This is a genomic window from Streptomyces sp. HUAS CB01, from assembly GCF_030406905.1.
Lineage (GTDB): Bacteria > Actinomycetota > Actinomycetes > Streptomycetales > Streptomycetaceae > Streptomyces > Streptomyces chengbuensis.
In genome coordinates this window covers 5,414,672-5,434,830 of sequence record NZ_CP129137.1, presented here as the reverse complement: position 1 = coordinate 5,434,830, position 20,159 = coordinate 5,414,672, and the positions used below count along the sequence as shown (strand labels likewise).

Here is a 20,159-nt window from a genome sequence, read left to right as displayed (position 1 = left end):
GCGGACGAGCCCGCCTTCCGGCGTTCCCGTCCGCCCTGGCGAGTGCTTAGTAGCACTCCTTGACGCCCTTGTGCAGCTTCATGCTGAGACCGCTCAGCTTGAAGGTGCCGGCAGTGGTCGCCCACGCCGTCTGCTTGACCTTGGTCAGGTGGGCTTCCTTGGCGCGCTGGGCGAAGCCGTAGGGGTTCGCCTGCGTGCCCGGCTGGATGCCCGGCTTGTTGGCCTTGTCGCCGGCGGCGACGCCGATGTCGATGTTGTTGAAGGTGGCGTTCGCCTCGAGCTCGGCGACGTCGAGGTACAGGTTCTCCGCCTCGACCGGCGTGCCCTTGCCACCGGCGCGCAGCTCGAGGCTGACGCTGCCGAAGATCGGGACGTCAGGGGTGACGACCGACTGGCACATGTTGGTGATCGTTGCGGTCCCGAAGGACGACACCGCGACGGGGTGCAGCGTCTTGTTGCCCTTGAGGTCGGTGCCCTGGGCGAGACTTCCGTACTGGAAGAAGTCCGTACCGTCGAGCTTGTCCGCCGTCACCTTGAAGCTCTGGCCGGAGACGCTGAACGAAGCCGCCAGCGCGCCCTGGGCCAGGCCCACACCGATCGCGGCCGTCGCGGCCACCGACGGCACCATGACGACGGCGAACCGCTTCCATCTGGTCCCACCACGAACCTGGGACATAATTTTCCTCCTTCTCGGACGTACATCTCCGGCGCGGACCGTCAAGTCCGCCCTGGGATGGGAGAAGTGCTACGTCCTCGGGAAGGAGAGCGCCGTGCCTCAGGCGCGAGCCGCGTCCGAATCACCGGCGATCACCCCCGAGCGACAACCACTGGCCACGCCTTCGCGCAACCTCTTTGGACAGGCCCTGCCGGTCGGGGCAGGAACCCCCCTGTCCGCGGCCGGCGCCTCTGCCGCCGGCCGGCTCGGTGGGGACCCAGGACCGCGGTACGAGGCTGGCTGCCGAGCTGGTGCGGTGATGGACCGAGCGTGGCCGATCGTGGTGCATTACGCGCCGGGGCACAAGGGGGTTCGTTACTCACTAGTAACGGACCGATAACCACGCCACGACGGGGTGATGTCGCCCGGCAACACAGGGTGCCCCGGAAGGGCTCGCCAGATCCGGAGAATGGAGGGAAAAAGCGGACAGAACAACGCGGTTGATTTACTACGAGTAACAGCGGCCGCGTTTACCAAGTTTTGGCAAAGCGCGACCGCTGTTTGTCACTGTGTCGCCAAATCGGCCCGCGCGTCCGGCGATACGCGCCGGAGGGCTCCGCCCCGAGCCGGGGTACCGGAGCCCGGCCCCGGCACCGTCAGAAGAGGACCCTCGCGAGCGCGGTGCGTGCCGCCGTCACCCGCGGGTCGTCCGGACCGATCACCTCGAAGAGCTCCAGCAGCCGCAGCCGGGCGGCGTCGCGGTCCTCGCCCGCCGTACGGCGCACGGTCTCGACGAGCCGGCCGAACGCGTCCTGCACATGACCTCCGGCGAGGTCCAGGTCCGCGGCGGCGATCTGCGCCTGCACGTCGTCCGGACGGTCGGCGGCCTCCTGGCGCACCTTCTGCGGATCCATCTCCTGCACCCGGGACAGCAGTTCCGCCTGCGCGAGGCCGAGCTTCGCCTCGGAGTTCGCGGGGTCGTCGGAGAGGACGTTCCGGTACGCCCGGATGGCACCGCCGAGGTCTCCCGCGTCGAGCGCGTCGACCGCCGCCTCGAGGGCCGCGTCGTGCGGGCCGGGGGCGGGGGCGGGGGCGGGGGCGGCGACCGCGGACTCGTCGGCGTCCGCGTCGACGGTCAGACCGGTGAGGCCGAAGCGCTGCTCACCGACCTGGATCAGCTGGTCGAGGGTCTCGCGGATCTGGGGCTCCGGCGCCAGGCCCTGGAAGAGCGGCAGCGCCTGGCCGGCGACGACCGCGAACACAGCCGGGATGCCCTGGATCCCGAACTGCTGCATCAGCATCTGGTTGGCTTCGACGTCGATCTTGGCGAGCACGAAGCGGCCGTTGTACTCGCGGGCCAGCCGCTCCAGTACCGGGCTCAGCTGCTTGCAGGGCTCGCACCACTCGGCCCAGAAGTCGAGGACGACCGGGACCTCCGCGGAACGCTGGAGTACGTCCCGCTCGAAGCCCGCCTCGTCGACGTCGATCACCAGGGCGGACGGGGGCACCGCACCGCCGCCGCCCTGCCGGGCGTTCTCCGCGCGCGTCTGCTCGGCCTTGGCCTTGGCCTCACCGGCCGCCTTCACCGCGGCGAGGTCGACGACGCCACTCATGGACATGTTCCTAGGCTGCATGAGTACATCCTCCCCCCTCCGCGCGCGCGAGTGAAAAAAGTCGGTGCGCCGGGCCCGTGAACACCGGCCCCGCGCGCCCGCGCCGGGTCCCCACCCGGCGCCAGCGGCTGTCGCTTTCGCTACGAGTCGTAGCGTAACTGGTCCGATGCGGGGCCGGGGCGCTTCCCCCGGTGAAGTGGCTCACAGCGATCCCCCTACTGGCCGGTATGGTCGCCTCCATGTGCAGTCACCGTCGCCGGAACACGGCCCGTACCGGCCGTCCCCGCAGCGCCGAGGCGGACGCCGCCATCCTCGACGCCACCAGGGCGGCCCTGGTGGAGCTGGGGTGGTCGAAGCTGACGCTCGGCGACGTGGCGACCCGGGCCGGGGTGGCGAAGACGACCGTCTACCGGCGCTGGGCGGGCAAGAGCGAGCTGGTCGTGGACGCGGTCGCGGAGCTCTTCGACGAACTGGAGCTCCCCGACCGGGGCAGCCTGGCGGCGGACATCGAGGGCGTGGTGCTCCAGTTCGCCGCGCTCCTGGAGCGGCCCGAGGCCAGGACCGCGCTGATGGCCGTGGTCGCGGAGTCGACGACCGACGAGCCGTTGCGCGAGCGGATCAGGGTCTCGATCGTGGACCGGCAGAAACGGCTGGTTCTGGAGGGTCGCGCCCGGGCCCAGGCGCGGGGCGAGCTCCCGGAGGAGACCGACCCGGCGGCGGCCGCCCGCACCGCCGACCTGATCTTCGATGTGATCGCCGGCGCGGTCGTGCACCGTGCGCTGGTGAGCTGCGGACCCGTCGACGAGGACTGGGTCCGCCGCTTCACCGCGGTCCTGCTGGGCGGGCTGGGGTCGGCGGCGGAGGCCTGACGCCGGGTCCCGGCGGGGTCCCGGACATCCAGGGTCCACTCCGCCGGAGCCCCTGGACAGCCGGAGCCGCGCCCGCCGGAGACGCCGCCCCGTCTCAGACCTCGTACCGGCCCGTCGCGAAGAGGCGGAGATTCTCCGCCACCCACTCCGACGTGCGCTTCAGCCCCTCCTCCAGGGTGACTTCCGGCTCCCAGCCCGCCCACTCCCGCGCCCGGCGGTTGTCGGACAGAAGCCGCTCCACCTCGCTCCCCGTGGGCCGCAGCCGTGCCGGGTCCACCACGATCTCCGCGCGGCTGCCCGAGGCGTCGACGAGCATCCGCGCCAGCTCGCCGATGGCGATCTCCTGGCCCGTACCGAGATTGACGACCTGTCCGAGGGCGCGGTCGCAGTCCGCCAGTGCGAGGAATCCCCGGGCCGTGTCCGTGACATAGGTGAAGTCACGCGTCGGGCTGAGCGAGCCGAGCCTGATCTCGCTTGCCCCGGCGTGCAGTTGGGCGAGGATCGTGGGGATGACGGCGCGCGCCGACTGCCGGGGGCCGTAGGTGTTGAAGGGCCGTACCACCGTCACCGGCAGCTCGAAGGCGTGCCAGTGCGAGAGCGCCATCATGTCCGCGCCGATCTTCGACGCCGAGTACGGGGACTGCGGCTGCAGCGGGTGGCTCTCCGCGATCGGGGCTGTCAGGGCCGTGCCGTACACCTCGCTGGTCGAGGTGTGGACGAGCCGGCGGACCGCGTGCCTGCGGCACGCCTCGGCGATGTTCTCGGTGCCGTTGACGTTGACCTGGACGTACGCGCCGGGCGAGTCGTAGCTGTACGGGATGCCGATGAGCGCGGCGAGGTGGAAGACGGTGTCGCAGCCGGCGACCGCGTCCATGACCCGGCCCGCGTCGCGCACGTCGCCCGCGATCAGCTCCACATCCTCCGCCCGGTGCGCGAGATGGCCCTTCTCCGCGTACGGCTTGTAGTGGGCGAACGCCCTCACCCGCGCCCCGCGTTCCACGAGCAGGTCGACGAGCGTGGAGCCGATGAATCCCTCGGCTCCGGTGACGAGGACGGTGCGGTCGGACCAGTCCGTGGTGAGACCGTTGTGCGAGGTCGTGGTGGTCGTGGTCATGCTGCGTACTCCTTGGCGGGCGAGGCGAGTTCGAGGACGCGGGCGGCCAGCAGGTCCGCGGCGCGGGCGTGCGGCCCGGGGTCGGCCGCCGCGCCCATCGCCGCCAGCCGCACCGGATCGGCGAGCAGCGGCGCGGTGAGCGCGTCGAGACGTTCGGCGGTGGTCTCGGCGTCGGGGAGCAGCAGTGCCGCCCCGGCGTCGGTGAGGACCCGGGCGTTGTGCGTCTGGTGGTCGCCGGGCGCGTGCGGATAGGGCACGAGGACGGCCGGGACGCCGGTGGTCGCCAGCTCGGCGACGGTCGCCGCACCGGCCCGGGACACGACGAGATCGGCGGCCGCGTAGGCGAGGTCCATCCGGTCGAGGTACGGAACGGCCCGCGCGACGGGCGAGTCGCCGAGGCGGCGGCGGGTCTCCTCCAGCGCTGCCGGTCCCGTCTTGATCAGCAGATGGACTCCGGGGCGGTCGCGCAGCCGGTGCGCGAGCCCGACGGCGGCCTCGGTGAGCCGGGCGGCTCCGAGACTGCCGCCGTTGACGAGCAGCAGCCGTGCTCCGTCCGGGACGCCGAACTCCGCGCGGGCGCGGGTGCGCAGGGCGGTGCGGTCCAGCGAGGCGAGCGCGGCGGCGATCGGCATCCCCGTCGTGAGCGCGTCCTCGCCGCCCGACAGATGGGCGCGGCTGCGGTCGAAGGCGACCGCGAGATTGCCGGTCAGCCGGGCCGCGAACCGGTTGGCCCGGCCCGGCACGGCGTTGGACTCGTGGATGAGGCTGGGCAGCCCCGCCATCCTGGCGCCGACGATGACGGGGGCGCTGGGGTAGCCGCCCATGCCCACGGCGATGTGCGCGCGCTGCTCCTTCAGGATCGCGCGGCACTGGGCGCCGGACTTCAGCAGGGCGGCGGGGAGCAGATACCGCCTGGCTCCCAGCGAGGGGTCGAAGGGGATCATGTCGACGGTGTGCAGCCGGTGGCCCGCGGCCGGTATCAGCTCGGTCTCCAGCCCGCGGGTCGTGCCCACGAACGAGATCACCGCCTCGGGCACGGCCCTGCGCAGTGCCTCGGCGAGCGCGAGACCCGGATAGATGTGCCCGCCGGTGCCGCCGGCGCCGATCACGACGGACAGCGGTTCGGCGGCGGTCCACGGGCGGTCCGGCGGGGCGCCCTCCGGACGGGGCACGGGTGGTGGTGTGTGCATGGACGCACGCTCGCGGAACGCCCTAAGAGGGTTCTAAGAGTCCGGTTTGGCAGTCTTGAGGGCATGGGAGCAGCGAGGATCCTGGTCGTCGACGACGACCCGGAGGTACGGGCGGCGGTGGCCGACGGCCTGAGCGTCGAGGGCTACGAGGTGCGGGAGGCGGCCGACGGGCTGGCCGCGCTGTCGGAGACGGCCGCCTGGCAGCCCGACGCGCTGGTGCTCGACGTGCGGATGCCGGTCCTCGACGGGCTCGCCGTGTGCCGGCGGCTGCGTGCGCTGGAGGACCGTACGCCGGTGATCGTGCTGACCGCGCTGGACGCGGTGAGCGACCGTGTGGACGGACTGGACGCGGGCGCCGACGACTACCTCGTGAAGCCGTTCGCGCTGGACGAGCTGACCGCTCGGGTGCGGGCCCTGCTGCGCCGGGCGGCTCCGGACGGTCCGGACGACCCCGCGGAACTCCGCTTCGCCGACCTCGCCGTCGACCCGGCGGCGCGCACCGGCACCCGCGGTGGGCGTCCGCTGGAGTTCAGCCGTACCGAGTGCGCGCTGCTGGAGCTGCTGCTGCACCACCCCCGGCAGGTGCTGACCCGGGAGCTGATCCACGAGCGGGTCTGGGGCCGTGACTTCGGGCCGGACTCCAACTCGCTCGCGGTGTACGTGGGCTATCTGCGGCGCAAGCTGGAGGCGGGCGGCGAACCGCGGCTGGTGCACACGGTCCACGGCGTGGGCTACCGGCTGGACCTCGGGTGAGCGGCGCCCGCAGGCTGGGCGCCCGCTGGCGCCGCCGCAGGCCCGTGCGCACACGGCTCGCGCTCGCCGCGTCGGCGGCCGTCGCCGTGGTGGCGGTCGGCGTGTGCGCGGCCGCCTTCGTGGTCCTGCGCTACGCGATGTACCGCCAGCTCGACCTGAACCTGACACAGTCGGCGACCCAGGTCGTGCAGCAGCACCGGGGGGCGGCGCCGGACGTGCTGGCCGGCGAGTGCCGTTACCTGTCCGCCCCGGCCTGTGCTCAGATCGTCCCCGCCGACCCCGCGGCTGGCTCCCGCAAGCCCCATCCGCTGCCGGTGTCCCCTCCCGTGCGCGAGGTCGCGGCGGGCGAGCGGGCACCGTACTTCAGCAACACCACCGTCGCGGGCGCGCCGGCACGCATGTTCACGACGAACTTCGGCGAGGGCAAGGCGCTCCAGGTCGCGCTGCGCTCCGACACCGTGCAGAAGGGGGTCCGGCAGGCGGCCTGGCTGCTGTCGATGGTGGGCGGCGCCGGGGTGCTGCTGGCCGGTGCCCTCGGGTACGCGGTGTCGCGCACCGGGCTGGCGCCCGTGGCCCGGCTCACCGCGACCGCCGAGCGCATCGCCGCGACCCGCGACCCCCGCCACCGTATCGAGCTGCCGCCCGGCCCGCCGGGGCGCGAGGACGAGGTGACGCGGCTCGCGGCGACGTTCAACACCATGCTGGGGGAGCTGGAGCAGTCGGTCACGGCGCAGCGCCGGCTGGTGGCGGACGCCTCCCACGAGCTGCGCACTCCGCTGACGGCGCTGCGGACCAACGCGGAGCTGCTCGCCCGGGCCGACCGGCTCACCGTGCCCCAGCGCGACCGGGCGTCGGGGGCGCTCGCCCGGCAGCTGCGCGAGGTGACGGGTCTGGTGAACGACCTGATCGAGCTGGCAAGGGACGAGGAGCCGGATCCGCTGCTGGAGGCGGTGGCGCTGCGGCCGCTGACCGAGCACGCGGTGGACGCCGCACGCGCCCACTGGCCGCGGACGCCGTTCACGCTCTGGGTGGAGGACGCGGCGCTGGACCTCACCCTGCCGGGCGTGCCGGCGCGGCTGTCCCGGCTGCTGACGAACCTGCTCGACAACGCGGCCAAGTTCAGCCCGGGCGGCGCGGCGGTGGAGGTGGCCCTGACCACCGCGGACCTCACCGTGCGGGACCACGGCCCGGGCGTCCCGCCGGAGGACCTGCCCTACGTCTTCGACCGTTTCTACCGGTCGGAGTCGGCCCGGGCACTGCCCGGTTCCGGGCTGGGCCTGGCGATGGCGCGCCAGATCGCGCGGGCGCACGGTGCGGAACTGACGGCCGAGCACGCGCCGGACGGCGGCGCGCTGTTCCGCCTCACGTTCGGCGGGACGGCGGCGTGAGGCACCGGCGGAAACGCGGAGGACCGGCCGCCCGGCCGCTGCGGCGGCGTGGCGGCCGGTCCTCGACCGGTCGGGTACGGCTCAGAAGCCCGGGGGCTCGGTGTACGTGCCCCACTCGTCCCGCAGCGCGTTGCAGATCTCGCCGAGCGTGGCCTCGGCACGGACCGCGTCGAGCATCGGCTCGATCATGTTCGAGCCGTCGCGGGCGGCGGCCAGCATCTTCTCCAGCGACGTCTTGACGCGGGCGTCGTCGCGGCGGGCCTTGCGGTCGCCGAGGATGCGGACCTGCTCCCGCTCGACCTCGTGGCTGACGCGGAGGATCTCCAGGTCGCCGGTGACGGAGCCGTGGTGGACGTTGACGCCGACGACCCGCTTGTCGCCCTTCTCCAGCGACTGCTGGTAGCGGAAGGCCGACTCGGCGATCTCGCCGGTGAACCATCCGTCCTCGATGCCGCGCAGGATGCCGGAGGTGATGGGTCCGATGGGGTGCTTGCCGTCCGGGTGGGCGCGCAGTCCGCGCTCCCTGATCTGGTCGAAGACCTTCTCGGCGTCCGCCTCGATGCGGTCCGTGAGCTGCTCCACGTACCAGGCACCGCCGAGCGGGTCGGCCACGTTGGCGACGCCGGTCTCCTCCATCAGCACCTGCTGGGTGCGCAGGGCGATCTCGGCGGCCTGCTCCGACGGCAGCGCCAGGGTCTCGTCCAGGGCGTTGGTGTGCAGCGAGTTCGTGCCGCCGAGCACGGCCGCGAGGGCTTCGACGGCCGTGCGCACGACGTTGTTGTACGGCTGCTGCGCGGTCAGCGAGACACCGGCGGTCTGGGTGTGGAACCGCAGCCACTGCGCCTTGTCGGTCTTGGCACCGTAGACCTCCTTCATCCAGCGGGCCCAGATGCGGCGGGCGGCGCGGAACTTGGCGATCTCCTCGAAGAAGTCCAGGTGCGCGTCGAAGAAGAAGGACAGTCCGGGGGCGAAGACGTCCACGTCCAGACCGCGGCTGAGGCCGAGCTCGACGTACCCGAAACCGTCGGCGAGGGTGTACGCCAGCTCCTGCGCGGCCGTCGCGCCCGCCTCGCGGATGTGGTAGCCGGAGACGGAGAGCGGCTTGTAGGCCGGGATGCCGCGGGCGCAGTACTCCATCAGGTCGCCGATCAGGCGCAGATGGGGCTCGGGCTCGAAGAGCCACTCCTTCTGGGCGATGTACTCCTTGAAGATGTCGGTCTGGAGCGTGCCGTTCAGGACGCCCGGGTCGACACCCTGCCGCTCGGCCGCGACGAGGTACATGCAGAAGGCCGGGACGGCGGGGCCGCTGATCGTCATCGAGGTGGTGACGTCGCCGAGCGGGATGTCCTTGAAGAGGATCTCCATGTCGGCGGCCGAGTCGATGGCGACCCCGCAGTGGCCGACCTCGCCGAGCGAGCGGGGGTCGTCGGAGTCGCGGCCCATCAGGGTCGGCATGTCGAAGGCGACGCTGAGCCCGCCGCCGCCGGCGGCCAGGATCATCTTGTACCGCTCGTTGGTCTGCTCGGCGTTGCCGAAGCCGGCGAACTGGCGGATGGTCCAGGTCCGGCCGCGGTAGCCCGTCGGGTACAGACCGCGTGTGAACGGGTACTCGCCCGGCCACCCGATCCGCTCGAAGCCGTCGTAGGTGTCGCCGGGCCGGGGCCCGTAGACCGGCTCGACCGGATCACCGGAGAGCGTGGTGAAGTCGGCGTTCCGCTTCTTCGCGGAGTCGTAGCGGGCCTGCCAGCGTCGGCGGCCCTCCTCGATGGCGTCAGCGTCCATACCCACGAATTTACTAGGACGTCCTAGTAAATGTCGATGGCAGACCGCCGTACGCGCGCGTACGGCGGTGCGGTCACACCTTGACGGGCGCCCCGGCCGGCTCACTGACCAGCGGCGCGACCGAACGTGTGACATTGCGCTCGACGAAGAAGGCGACGAAGGGGATCGTCCCGGAGAGCAGCACCCACAGCAGCTTGCCGAACGGCCACTTGGCCTTGGAGCCGAGGTCGAAGGCGAAGATCAGGTAGATGATGTACAGGACACCGTGCGCCTGGGAGACGGCGAAGGTGATGTCCTCACCCGTGCCGAAGCCGTACTTGAACACCATGCAGGTGCACAGCACGAGCAGCATGACGGCGGTGACGTAGGCCATCACCCGGTAGCGGGTCAGGACGCTCTTCTTCATGGCGATGAGGGTAACGGTCCGCTTTGGGCGATCTTCGGGCGGGTCGGCCCTGCGGCCGGCGGGCCCGGCGCCCGCCCGGAGAAGGCCTGCCGCGGCGGCCCGGGGCGCCCGGTCCGGCCCGGTCAGCCCTCGTCGAAGTCGTGCGCGGCGACCCTCAGCGGCCGCAGCAGCGCGAAGATCTCCGCACACTCCTCGGCGTCGTAGGCGCCGAGCCCGAAGTCCATCTCCATGAGGTCCCGGGTGGCCGCCTCGACGACCTCGCGCCCCTTGTCCGTGATGGAGGCGAGGGTGCCGCGGCCGTCGTTGGGGTTGGGCCGCTTGGCGACGAGACCGGACCGCACCAGCCGGTCCACGGTGTTCGTGACGGAGGTCGGGTGGACCATGAGCCGCTCGCCGATCTTGGACATCGGCAGCTCTCCGGCCCTGGAGAAGGTGAGCAGCACCAGCGCCTCGTAGCGTGCGAAGGTCAGCCCGTACGGCTTGACGACGGCGTCGACCTCGGCGAGCAGGATCTGGTGGGCCCGCATGATCGAGGTGATCGCGGCCATCGAGGGCACGGGGCCCCAGCGCTGCTGCCAGAGCTCGTCGGCTCTGGCGATGGGGTCGAAGGGAAGGCTGAGCGGCTTCGGCACGGCACCGACCTTACCCACTGGTCACATGCTGGTCAGCCCCGTCTCGAACTTCGGTCCTCCCCCGCCCGCGACCCGGCCGCCTCCCGCCGCGCGCCCCGCCGAAGTCGGTGCCGTACCGCGAGCCGGGCGACCGGCGGCCGACGGGTCCGAAGCAGCCCCGGCCGTTCGGCCGGGGCTGCCCGAGGTCGTCGGTGTGGGGTCCGGTCAGGCGGAGAGGTGGCGTTCCACGGTCTCGACCTTGCTCGTCAGGCCGTCCGTGACGCCCGGCCTGATGTCGGCCTTGAGGACGAGCGAGACGCGCGGGGCGCGTGCCTCGACCGCCGCGACCGCGCGCCTGACGACGTCCATGACCTCGTCCCACTCGCCCTCGACGGAGGTGAACATCGCGTCCGTGCGGTTCGGCAGTCCCGACTCCCGGACGACGCGGACCGCGTCGGCGACGTACTCGCCGACGTCCTCGCCCACGCCGAGCGGAGTGACGGAGAAGGCGACGATCACGCGTTCACCGTGCCCTCGCGGCGGGCGCGGGAGGCGATGACCGCGTCCTCGGCGGCGCGCTTGAGCTTGCGGTCGGCGTAGAAGCCGCCGAACGGCAGCACCGACAGGACGAAGTAGAGCGCGGCCGTCTTGACGTCCCACTTGGTGCGGTTCCAGGCGTCCAGCCAGAAGATCACGTACAGGACGAAGAGGACGCCGTGGATCGCACCCATGACCGGGACCGCGTTGAACTCCGTCGTGCGCTTGAGCACCGAGCAGACGAGCAGCAGCAGGAAGGACACGGCCTCGGGACCGGAGACGAGCCGGAGGCGGTGGAGGGCGGAGGCGGTCTTGATGTCCACGGGAGGCACCTTCAGGGGGAGGGGGCGATGGTCTTGTGAATGGACGCACAAGCGTAGCCATTCTGGCATCGCTCTTTTCCCGCCCTTTGCCCGGGTGGCCTCGGGGTCGGGTCAGGGTCGTGTTCATTCCTGGGGGCCTGTCCGAATACGCACCCCGCCCAGTACCTTCACCCCGTGGCAATGTTCCGACTTCAAGGCAGCAAAGTGCTCGCCGTCGACATGACCGGGGACTCCGTCAAGGCGAAGAACGGGTCCATGGTCGCGTACGACGGTCACATGGACTTCAAGAAACTCTCCGGCGGCGGTGAGGGTCTGCGCGGCATGGTGACCCGCCGCCTCACCGGCGAGCAGATGACCCTGATGGAGGTGAAGGGCCAGGGCACCTGCTATTTCGCCGACCGCGCCTCCGAGATCAATCTCGTCTCGCTGCACGGCGACAAGCTCTACGTCGAGTCGAGCAATCTCCTCTGCACCGACGGCGGGCTGCGCACCGGCACGAGTTTCACCGGAATGCGTGGCGGCGCGACGGGCAACGGGCTGTTCACCACGACGGTGGAGGGCACGGGCCAGGCCGCGATCATGTCGGACGGGCCGGCGGTGGTGCTGCGTGTGACGCCCCAGTACCCGCTCTCCGTCGACCCGGGCGCCTACGTGGCGCACCAGGGCAATCTCCAGCAGCAGTTCCAGTCCGGGGTGACCTTCCGGACGCTCATGGGCGAGGGCGGCGGCGAGGCCTTCCAGATCCGGTTCGAGGGCGACGGGCTCGTGTACGTGCAGCCCAGCGAGCGGAACACCGTCGGAGGTGACGTCTGATGCCGTTCCGCGAGATCAATTCGAAGATGGTCGAGGCGACGGTGGTCCCCGGCCAGAGGATGTACAGCCAGCGCGGCGCGATGCTCGCCTACCAGGGCGATGTCTCCTTCACCCCGAACATCACCGGCGGCCAGGGCGGCCTGATGTCGATGATCGGCCGGCGGGTCGCCGACGAGGCGACTCCGCTGATGACGGTCGAGGGCTCCGGCACGGTGATGTTCGGCCACGGGGGCCACCACATCCAGGTCGTCAACCTCACGGGCGACACCCTGTACGTCGAGGCCGACCGGCTGCTCGCCTTCGACGGCACGCTGGAGCAGGGCACGATGTTCATGGGCTCGCAGGGCGGGGTCATGGGGATGGTGCGCGGCCAGATCACCGGCCAGGGCCTGTTCACCACCACCCTCAAGGGGCACGGCGCGGTCGCGGTCATGGCGCACGGCGGCGTGATCGAACTGCCCATCACTCCCGGCCGGCCGGTCCATGTCGACCCGCAGGCGTACGTCGCGCACCACGGCGACGTACGGAACAAGCTCTCCACCGCGCTGGGCTGGCGCGACATGGTGGGACGCGGCTCGGGCGAGGCGTTCCAGCTCGAACTGAGCGGCAGTGGTGCGGTGTACGTCCAGGCGTCGGAGGAGAAGCTGTGAGCACGCCGGTGATTCATGACCCGATGACGCTGCCGAGCGACGACAACGTCAACCCCTACACCTTCTGCGTGGAGCTCAAGGGCTCCCAGTGGTTCCTGCAGAAGGGGAAGATGATCGCCTACTACGGGCGGATCGACTTCAACGGGATCGGCCACGGCCGGCTGGACCGGCTGATGCGCACCAGCTTCCACTCGCCGCTCCACGCGAGCGACTGGGTGGTGGCCGAGGGCAGCGGCAAGATGCTGCTCGCGGACCGGGCCTTCGACGTCAACTCCTTCGACCTCGACGAGGGCAACCTGACGATCCGGGCCGGGAACCTGCTGGCGTACCAGCCCTCGCTCGCCCTGAAGCAGTCGATCGTGCCGGGCTTCCTCACGCTCATCGGCACGGGGAAGTTCGTCGCGGCGTCGAACGGGCCCGTGGTCTTCATGGAGCCACCGGTCCGGGTGGACCCGCAGGCGCTGGTGGGCTGGGCGGACTGCCCCTCCCCGTGCCACCACTACGACCACGGGTACATGAGCGGGGTGATGGGCGGTCTGCGGCAGCTGTCCGGGATCGGCGGAGCGTCCGGCGAGGAGCACCAGTTCGAGTTCGTGGGCGCGGGCACGGTGCTGCTGCAGTCGACCGAGACGCTCATGCCCGAACAGGCGACCGGCGCGGTCCCGCATGCGGACGGCGTGCCGGGCGGTGGCCACGGGCCTGGTCAACACGGCTCCGCCCCGCGTCTGCCCGGTCAGCTGGGGGACCTCCAGCGTCGCTTCGGCTTGTGAGCGGTAGGCTGCGGAGTGTGACGTCGAACGTCTGCACCCTTCTCGGGGGACTCGGGGTGCCGGATGTGACCGTCCCCGCCTTCGTCCGGATTTCAACTTCTTAGGGTAGCATCCATATATGGAGACCGAGACGGCCACGCGCTGGCTGAGCGATACGGAGCAGTGCGCCTGGCGCACTTATCTGGACGTCAACAGGCTGCTGACGTACCAGATGGAAAAGGATCTGCAACCGTTCGGCCTGACCAACAACGACTACGAGATCCTCGTCAACCTCTCGGAGTCCCCCGAGCGGCGGATGAGGATGAGCGATCTGGCGGCGGCCACGCTGCAGTCGAAGAGCCGGCTCTCCCACCAGATCACCCGCATGGAGAACGCGGGCCTGGTGCGCCGGGAGAACTGCGAGTCCGACCGCCGCGGGCTGTACGCCGTGCTTACCGACCAGGGCATGGAGACCATGCAGAAGGTCGCACCGCACCACGTCGAGTCCGTGCGCCAGCACTTCATCGACCTGCTGTCCCCGGAGGCGCTCGCCGACCTCCACGAATCCCTGAAGCCGGTGGCGGAGCACCTGCGCGGCCGCCGCGGCAGAGTCTGAGAGGGCCTGTACGCGCTGCCGGCGCGGGCTCCGACCTCTGAAGCGCGGGCCCGGTCCGCACCGGACGTCCGCGCACGCCCCGCGCTGCGCCGCCGCACCACGTGCCCTCGGGGAATGGGCACGGGGCGGAGCCGGCGCGGTGCGGGCGGGCGCGCCCGGCGCACACGGCCGGCTGCAGGCACCGTCCGGCCCAGCCCTCCTTACTCTCGGCCCGCCCTACTCTCGGCCCGCCGTTCGATCAGGACACAGTCGGCTCAGGCCGCCAGGGGCAGTCGGAGCACGAAGAGCGCGCCGCCACCGGCCGTCTCGGAGACCGTCAGCGTCCCGCCGTGGCGCTGGGCGACGTCGCGGGCGATCGCCAGACCGAGGCCCGCTCCGCCCGCGTCACGGGTGCGGGCGTCGTCGAGGCGGACGAACCGTTCGAAGATCCGTTCGCGCTCCGGCCCCGGCACCCCCGGACCGTCGTCCGCCACGGTGAGCACGGCGTCGCCGCCCTCGCGCCGTACCGTCACGGACACCGCGCCGCGCGCATGCCGCTGCGCGTTGTCCAGCAGATTGCCGAGGACCCGGGCCAACTGCCCGCGCGACCCCGCCACCTCCGCGGACTCCTCGGCGTCCACGGCCACCGGCAGCCGGTCACCCGCACCCCGCTGCGCCACCTCCTCGCGGACCGTCGCCGCCAGGTCCAGACGGGCCCGCCCGGGCCGCTCCCCCGCGTCCAGCCGGGCCAGCAGCAGCAGATCGGCGGCCAGTTGCTGCAGACGGACGGTGTCGGCCACCGCGCCGGGCACGTCCAGCAGCCCCGGGTGAGCGGCGCCCACCTCCAGCTGGGTGCGCAGGGACGCGATGGGACTGCGCAACTCGTGCGACGCGTCCGCGACGAAGCGCCGCTGCCGCTCGACCGACGCCTCCAGCGCGGCGAGGGTCTCGTTGGTGGTGCGCGCCAGCCGGGCGATCTCGTCGCGCGAGTCCGGCTCGGGTACCCGCCGGGAGAGGTCCTCGGACGCGGTGATCGCCGCCATCTCGCTGCGGATGCCCTCCACGGGGCGCAGCGCGCGACGCGTCACCAGCCACGTCACCCCCGCCACGACGACCAGCAGCACGGGCAGCCCGATGAGCATGGCGTCCCGCACCGTGTCGACCGCCCGGTGCTCGGCGGCCAGAGGGGCGCCGGCGGCCACGGTGACGGTTCCGCCGTCGCGGCCGTCGGCCCGGACGACCGCGAAGCGGTAGTCCGCCGTCTCGCCGTCCACCGTCGCCGTGCCGTTGCCGAAGCTCGGCCGGTCCTCGTCGTCGCCCGGGACGGAGGGCGTCCCGGTCATGGACTCCAGGTCCTCGCTCGCCGCGCGCACGCGGCCGTCCTCGCCGGTCACGCGCACCGGGCGGTCCTCGCCGTCGGGCAGGTCCAGCCGGTCGTAGGGCACGTCCAGGTCGAGCTGCGTCGCGACGTTCCGGGCGGTGACCTCGGCCTGGAGCCCGGCCTGGTCGGTCAGGTTGGCGCGCAGCACGAACAGCACGGCCAGCCCGGCACCGATCAGTGCGACCGCGACGACGAGCGTGGCGCCGAGCGCCGCTCTCGCCCGTACCGAGCTCACCGGTCCGCCAGCCGGTAACCGGCGCCGCGCACCGTCTGGATCACCGAGGCGCCCAGCTTGCGGCGCAGCGAGCTGACGTAGACCTCGACGATGTTCGGGTCGCCGTCGTAGGCGAAGTCCCAGACGTGCTCGAGGATCTCCGGCTTGCCGACGACTTCCCCGGGCCGCCGCGCGAGCTGCTCGAGCACGGCGAACTCCTTGGCGGTGAGGGCGATCTCGTCGTCGCCCCGGTGGACCCGGCGGGCGGCGGTGTCGACGGCGAGGTCCCCGGCCCGCAGCACCGGCGAGGCACTGTCGGCACGCCCGCGGCGGCGCAGCAGCGCCTTGATCCGGGCGACGAGGACGACGTACGAGAACGGCTTGGTCAGATAGTCGTCGGCACCGGTGTCGAGGCCCTCGGCCTCGTCGTACTCCCCGTCCTTCGCGGTCAGCATCAGGATCGGCACGTCGTTCCCGGCGGCGCGGAGGGCGCCGCAGACGCGGTAGCCGTTCATGCCCGGCAGCATGATGTCGAGGACGACGAGGTCGTACGGGCACTCGCCGGCGCGGTGCAGTGCCTCCAGGCCGTCGTGCACCACGTCGACGGCGTAGCCCTCCGCGGTGAGCCCGGCGGCGAGGGACCGCGCGAGTCGCCTCTCGTCCTCCACGATCAACAGCCTCATGCGCACAGCGTCGCAAACGGAACCTGAAGGCGCCTTCAGGTGCCTTCAGGCGGGCTTCAGCGTTGCCCGGGCAGGGTGGATCCCGTCATCACGACCCGTCACCGGAAGGCATGACCCATGAAGCGACGCAAGCTGGCCATCGCGACCCTCACCGCGGCCGTTCTCGCCGGCGGGGGCACCGCCGCCGCGTTCGCCGTCCAGGACGGTGACGGGGACGGGGACCGCGGTGACGCCGCGCAGGCACGGGCGGCGAAGGTCACCGTCTCCCAGGCGATCGACACGGCCCTGGGCGCGGCGCCGGGGACGGTCACCGGCGCCGGCCTGGACGACGCCGAGTGGGAGGTCGACATCCACGGCAGGGACGGCGCCCGGCACGACGTGACGCTGGACGCGGCCACCGGGAAGATCACCTCGACCGAGCGCTCGGACGGCGACGGTCACGCACCGTCGGCGAAGGACGCGCCGGTGACGGCCGCCCGCGCGGCCGAGGCCGCCGAGTCGGCCGTCCCCGGCACCGTCACCTCCGTCGAACTCGACCGCGCGGACGGCCCGGGCGACGCCCTCGTCTGGGAGGCCGAGGTCCAGGGCCTGGACGGCCGGGAGCACGAACTCACCGTGGACGCGAAGTCCGCGAAGGTCTCGACGGAGGCGCGGAAGGCCGCCGGAGCGGAGTCGGACGGGGACGCGGACGAGCACGGTGACTCCGGCGACCACGACGGCGACCACGACTGACGGGACCCACCGGGCCGCCGCGCGGCGGCCGGGTGCCGCGCCGCGTGGCCGGACGTGCCCGGGGCCGCGGGAACGCGCGGCGCGCCGCGACCTGCCCCGCGGTGCACGGCTCGCGAGCCGTGCACCGGAAAAGCCGTAGGGACACGCCTACCCGAAGCGGGGAACGGAGCTCTACCCACGAGCCGGTGCCCCGCCGGGCCGCCGCGCGGCGGTCCGGTCCGGGGTACCGCGCCGCGTGGCCGGTGGGAGGCACGGTCCCGCTCAGTCCCCCGTCAGCCCCGCCACCAGCTCGTCCGCCGCCGCGTACGGGTCCAGTTCGCCCGCGACGATGCGCTCCGCGAGCGCGTCCAGGCGGCGGTCGCCGCGGAGGTCGCCGATGCGCTCGCGGAGGGCGGTGACCGCGATCGTCTCCACCTCGTGCGCGGCACGGCGGGCACGGCGTTCGGCGAGGACGCCGTGCTCCTCCATCCAGGCACGGTGCTTCTCCAGGGCCTCCACGACCTCGTCGACGCCCTGCGCCCGCGCGGCGACCGTCTTGACGATCGGCGGACGCCAGTCACCGGGCGCCCGGGACTCGCCCAGCCCCAGCATGTGGTTGAGCTCGCGTGCGGTGGCGTCGGCGCCGTCGCGGTCGGCCTTGTTGACCACGTACACGTCGCCGATCTCCAGGATCCCCGCCTTCGCGGCCTGGATGCCGTCGCCCATGCCGGGCGCCAGCAGCACCACGGACGTGTCGGCCTGGGAGGCGATCTCCACCTCCGACTGGCCGACCCCGACCGTCTCGACGAGGACCACGTCGCAGCCGGCCGCGTCGAGGACGCGGATCGCCTGCGGCGCGGCCCAGGCCAGTCCGCCGAGATGACCGCGGGTGGCCATCGAGCGGATGTACACGCCCGGATCGGAGGCGTGGTCGGACATCCGCACCCGGTCCCCCAGCAGCGCACCGCCGCTGAACGGGGAGGACGGGTCGACGGCGAGCACGCCGACGCGCTTGCCGGCCTTCCGGTACGCCGTCACCAGCGCCGAGGTCGACGTGGACTTGCCGACGCCCGGCGATCCGGTCAGGCCCACCACGTACGCGCCGCCGGTCAGCGGCGCGAGCTCCGCCATGACCTCGCGGAGCTGCGGGGACGCCCCCTCGACGAGCGAGATCAGCCGGGCCACGGCCCGCGGCCTGCCCTCCCTCGCCTGGGCGACCAGCTGGGGGACGTCCACCATCGTGCGTGCTCCGATCTCTGAAGGGCTTACTTCGCGGGTACGCGGACGATCAGCGCGTCGCCCTGACCACCGCCGCCGCACAGCGCCGCCGCGCCGGTCCCGCCGCCGCGCCGCTTCAGCTCCAGCGCCAGGTGCAGGACGATCCGCGCACCGGACATGCCGATCGGGTGACCGAGGGCGATCGCACCGCCGTTGACGTTCACCTTTTCCGGGGATACCCCGAGGTCCTTCATCGACTGCACGGCGACCGCGGCGAACGCCTCGTTGATCTCGATGAGGTCGAGGTCCGAGACCTCCAGGCCGTCCTTCTTCAGGGCGTGCGCGATCGCGTTGGACGGCTGGGACTGCAGCGAGTTGTCCGGGCCCGCGACGTTCCCGTGGGCGCCGATCTCGGCGATCCAGTCCAGACCGAGCTCCTCGGCCTTGGCCTTGCTCATCACGACGACGGCGGCCGCGCCGTCGGAGATCTGCGAGGACGTGCCGGCCGTGATCGTGCCGTCCTTGGCGAACGCGGGGCGCAGCCTGCCGAGCGACTCGACGGTGGTCTCGGCGCGAATGCCCTCGTCCTTGCTGAAGACGACCGGCTCGCCCTTGCGCTGCGGGATCTCGACGGGCGTGATCTCGGCCTCGAACAGGCCGTTCTTCTGCGCGGCGGCGGCGCGCTGGTGGGAGAGCGCGGCGATCTCGTCCTGCTCGGGGCGGGCGATGCCGAGGCGGGTGTTGTGCTTCTCGGTGGACTCGCCCATGGCGATGCCCTCGAACGCGTCGGTGAGACCGTCGTGCGCCATCGCGTCGAGCATCTCGATCGCGCCGTACTTGAAGCCCTCGCGGGACTTCGGCAGCAGGTGCGGCGCGTTGGTCATGGACTCCTGGCCGCCGGCGACGACGATGTCGAATTCACCCGCACGGATCAGCTGGTCGGCGAGGGCGATCGCGTCGAGTCCGGACAGACACACCTTGTTGATCGTGAGCGCCGGGACGTTCATGGGGATGCCGGCCTTGACGGCCGCCTGGCGGGCCGGGATCTGCCCGGCCCCGGCCTGCAGCACCTGGCCCATGATCACGTACTGCACCTGGTCGCCGCCGATACCGGCCCGGTCCAGTGCGGCCTTGATGGCGAAACCGCCCAGGTCGGCGCCCGAGAAGGACTTCAGCGAGCCGAGCAGCCGGCCCATGGGCGTACGGGCCCCGGCGACGATGACGGATGTGGTGCTGTTCGTTCCAGTCATGAGAGGGGATCCCCTTCCAGCACGGCGGCTGAGGAGTGAACGAGGGTTTACTCGAACTGTACTGAGCGGTATGCGCTCGGGTCACCGGGCAGCCGGTGTGATCGCGCGCACGTTGCGTAACCACCGCCGGGAGCGCTGCACTGGAGCCATGCTGACGCGAATCGACCACATCGGGATCGCCTGTTTCGACCTCGACAGGACCGTCGAGTTCTACCGGGCCACGTACGGCTTCGAGGTCTTCCACACGGAGGTCAACGAGGAGCAGGGCGTGCGGGAGGCCATGCTCAAGATCAACGAGACCTCGGACGGCGGCGCCTCCTACCTCCAGCTCCTGGAGCCCACCCGCGAGGACTCCGCCGTGGGGAAGTGGCTGGCCAAGAACGGCGAGGGCGTCCACCACATCGCCTTCGGCACGGCGGACGTGGACGGTGCCGCCGACGACATCCGCGGCAAGGGCGTACGGGTGCTCTACGACGAGCCGCGCATCGGTTCGATGGGCTCCCGGATCACGTTCCTGCACCCCAAGGACTGCCACGGCGTCCTCACGGAACTGGTCACTTCCGCCGACCCCTCCTCAGCGGAGCACTGACCGCCGGGATTCCCGGCCCGGTAGAGTGGGCCGCTCCGGGCCGGGGCCGGGCCGGGGCCGCGCCG

General features: G+C 72.0%; 22 protein-coding genes. 9 read left to right on the top strand and 13 right to left on the bottom strand.

Annotated elements, in window-relative coordinates; all coding sequences use genetic code 11:
• Positions 1-46 precede the first annotated feature (46 nt).
• Complete coding sequence (locus QRN89_RS24135) at positions 47-679, bottom strand: DUF6230 family protein (RefSeq protein WP_290353842.1); 633 nt, start codon at positions 677-679, stop codon at positions 47-49.
• Positions 680-1,311: 632 nt separating this feature from the next.
• On the bottom strand, positions 1,312-2,289 hold the full coding sequence (locus tag QRN89_RS24130; RefSeq protein WP_290351473.1) for a tetratricopeptide repeat protein: 978 nt from the start codon (positions 2,287-2,289) through the stop codon (positions 1,312-1,314).
• A 206-nt stretch (positions 2,290-2,495) separates the two neighbouring features.
• Between QRN89_RS24130 and QRN89_RS24125 the strand changes: the two genes are divergently transcribed.
• Positions 2,496-3,137, top strand: a complete 642-nt coding sequence (locus QRN89_RS24125; protein WP_290353841.1) for a TetR/AcrR family transcriptional regulator — start codon at positions 2,496-2,498, stop codon at positions 3,135-3,137.
• Positions 3,138-3,231: 94 nt separating this feature from the next.
• Here the strand turns inward: QRN89_RS24125 and QRN89_RS24120 are convergent, their stop codons facing one another.
• Together QRN89_RS24120 and QRN89_RS24115 are read right to left on the bottom strand one after the other, a co-directional pair.
• Complete coding sequence (locus QRN89_RS24120; RefSeq protein WP_290351472.1) at positions 3,232-4,251, bottom strand: SDR family NAD(P)-dependent oxidoreductase; 1,020 nt, start codon at positions 4,249-4,251, stop codon at positions 3,232-3,234.
• Positions 4,248-5,360 carry a UDP-N-acetylglucosamine--N-acetylmuramyl-(pentapeptide) pyrophosphoryl-undecaprenol N-acetylglucosamine transferase gene (locus QRN89_RS24115; protein WP_290353840.1) on the bottom strand — a complete coding sequence of 371 codons (1,113 nt, stop codon included), beginning with the start codon at positions 5,358-5,360 and terminating at the stop codon, positions 4,248-4,250. The genes QRN89_RS24120 and QRN89_RS24115 overlap by 4 nt, the downstream gene beginning before the upstream one ends.
• Positions 5,361-5,504: 144 nt before the next feature.
• Between QRN89_RS24115 and QRN89_RS24110 the strand changes: the two genes are divergently transcribed.
• Both QRN89_RS24110 and QRN89_RS24105 read left to right on the top strand, forming a co-directional pair.
• Positions 5,505-6,194 carry a response regulator transcription factor gene (locus tag QRN89_RS24110; RefSeq protein ID WP_290351471.1) on the top strand — a complete coding sequence of 230 codons (690 nt, stop codon included), beginning with the start codon at positions 5,505-5,507 and terminating at the stop codon, positions 6,192-6,194.
• On the top strand, positions 6,191-7,582 hold the full coding sequence (locus QRN89_RS24105) for a sensor histidine kinase (protein ID WP_290351470.1): 1,392 nt from the start codon (positions 6,191-6,193) through the stop codon (positions 7,580-7,582). Before QRN89_RS24110 ends, QRN89_RS24105 begins: the two co-directional genes overlap by 4 nt.
• 81 nt (positions 7,583-7,663) lie before the next feature.
• On the opposite strand, the gene icmA is transcribed toward QRN89_RS24105, so the two are convergent.
• The 5 genes from icmA to QRN89_RS24080 form a co-directional block, all read right to left on the bottom strand.
• Positions 7,664-9,364 (bottom strand): coenzyme B12-dependent isobutyryl-CoA mutase large subunit, encoded by a 1,701-nt coding sequence (icmA, locus tag QRN89_RS24100; protein WP_290351469.1) that lies wholly within the window; start codon positions 9,362-9,364, stop codon positions 7,664-7,666.
• Between the two features lie 73 nt (positions 9,365-9,437).
• A complete protein-coding gene (locus tag QRN89_RS24095) occupies positions 9,438-9,770 on the bottom strand; it encodes a DUF3817 domain-containing protein (RefSeq protein ID WP_290351468.1) in 333 nt (110 codons plus the stop codon).
• A gap of 122 nt (positions 9,771-9,892) precedes the next feature.
• Entirely contained in the window at positions 9,893-10,402 is a 510-nt protein-coding gene (locus tag QRN89_RS24090) for a MarR family winged helix-turn-helix transcriptional regulator (RefSeq protein WP_290351467.1), read from the bottom strand.
• A 204-nt stretch (positions 10,403-10,606) separates the two neighbouring features.
• Positions 10,607-10,900, bottom strand: coding sequence for an MTH1187 family thiamine-binding protein (locus tag QRN89_RS24085; RefSeq protein WP_031073724.1), 294 nt, complete (start codon positions 10,898-10,900; stop codon positions 10,607-10,609).
• Positions 10,897-11,241, bottom strand: a complete 345-nt coding sequence (locus QRN89_RS24080; RefSeq protein ID WP_290351466.1) for a DUF3817 domain-containing protein — start codon at positions 11,239-11,241, stop codon at positions 10,897-10,899. Before QRN89_RS24080 ends, QRN89_RS24085 begins: the two co-directional genes overlap by 4 nt.
• Positions 11,242-11,421: 180 nt before the next feature.
• Between QRN89_RS24080 and QRN89_RS24075 the strand changes: the two genes are divergently transcribed.
• The 4 genes from QRN89_RS24075 (at position 11,422) to QRN89_RS24060 (ending at position 14,069) form a co-directional block, all read left to right on the top strand.
• On the top strand, positions 11,422-12,054 hold the full coding sequence (locus QRN89_RS24075) for an AIM24 family protein (RefSeq protein ID WP_290353839.1): 633 nt from the start codon (positions 11,422-11,424) through the stop codon (positions 12,052-12,054).
• Positions 12,054-12,704, top strand: a complete 651-nt coding sequence (locus QRN89_RS24070; RefSeq protein WP_290351465.1) for an AIM24 family protein — start codon at positions 12,054-12,056, stop codon at positions 12,702-12,704. The genes QRN89_RS24075 and QRN89_RS24070 overlap by 1 nt, the downstream gene beginning before the upstream one ends.
• On the top strand, positions 12,701-13,474 hold the full coding sequence (locus QRN89_RS24065; RefSeq protein ID WP_290351464.1) for an AIM24 family protein: 774 nt from the start codon (positions 12,701-12,703) through the stop codon (positions 13,472-13,474). Before QRN89_RS24070 ends, QRN89_RS24065 begins: the two co-directional genes overlap by 4 nt.
• A 118-nt stretch (positions 13,475-13,592) precedes the next feature.
• Entirely contained in the window at positions 13,593-14,069 is a 477-nt protein-coding gene (locus QRN89_RS24060) for a MarR family winged helix-turn-helix transcriptional regulator (RefSeq protein WP_138053076.1), read from the top strand.
• Positions 14,070-14,323: 254 nt separating this feature from the next.
• Here QRN89_RS24060 and QRN89_RS24055 read toward each other — a convergent pair whose 3' ends face one another.
• Together QRN89_RS24055 and QRN89_RS24050 are read right to left on the bottom strand one after the other, a co-directional pair.
• Positions 14,324-15,664 carry a sensor histidine kinase gene (locus tag QRN89_RS24055; protein WP_290351463.1) on the bottom strand — a complete coding sequence of 447 codons (1,341 nt, stop codon included), beginning with the start codon at positions 15,662-15,664 and terminating at the stop codon, positions 14,324-14,326.
• A complete protein-coding gene (locus tag QRN89_RS24050) occupies positions 15,661-16,326 on the bottom strand; it encodes a response regulator transcription factor (protein ID WP_290351462.1) in 666 nt (221 codons plus the stop codon). The genes QRN89_RS24055 and QRN89_RS24050 overlap by 4 nt, the downstream gene beginning before the upstream one ends.
• A gap of 117 nt (positions 16,327-16,443) precedes the next feature.
• Between QRN89_RS24050 and QRN89_RS24045 the strand changes: the two genes are divergently transcribed.
• On the top strand, positions 16,444-17,058 hold the full coding sequence (locus QRN89_RS24045; protein ID WP_290351461.1) for a PepSY domain-containing protein: 615 nt from the start codon (positions 16,444-16,446) through the stop codon (positions 17,056-17,058).
• Between the two features lie 261 nt (positions 17,059-17,319).
• Here QRN89_RS24045 and meaB read toward each other — a convergent pair whose 3' ends face one another.
• Both meaB and QRN89_RS24035 read right to left on the bottom strand, forming a co-directional pair.
• The gene (gene meaB, locus QRN89_RS24040) at positions 17,320-18,276 is read right to left on the bottom strand and encodes a methylmalonyl Co-A mutase-associated GTPase MeaB (protein WP_290351460.1); all 957 of its coding nucleotides are present in this window, start codon (positions 18,274-18,276) and stop codon (positions 17,320-17,322) included.
• A 26-nt stretch (positions 18,277-18,302) separates the two neighbouring features.
• Entirely contained in the window at positions 18,303-19,505 is a 1,203-nt protein-coding gene (locus tag QRN89_RS24035) for an acetyl-CoA C-acetyltransferase (RefSeq protein WP_290351459.1), read from the bottom strand.
• 148 nt (positions 19,506-19,653) lie between these two features.
• Between QRN89_RS24035 and mce the strand changes: the two genes are divergently transcribed.
• Positions 19,654-20,094 carry a methylmalonyl-CoA epimerase gene (mce, locus tag QRN89_RS24030; RefSeq protein ID WP_290351458.1) on the top strand — a complete coding sequence of 147 codons (441 nt, stop codon included), beginning with the start codon at positions 19,654-19,656 and terminating at the stop codon, positions 20,092-20,094.
• Positions 20,095-20,159 lie beyond the last annotated feature (65 nt).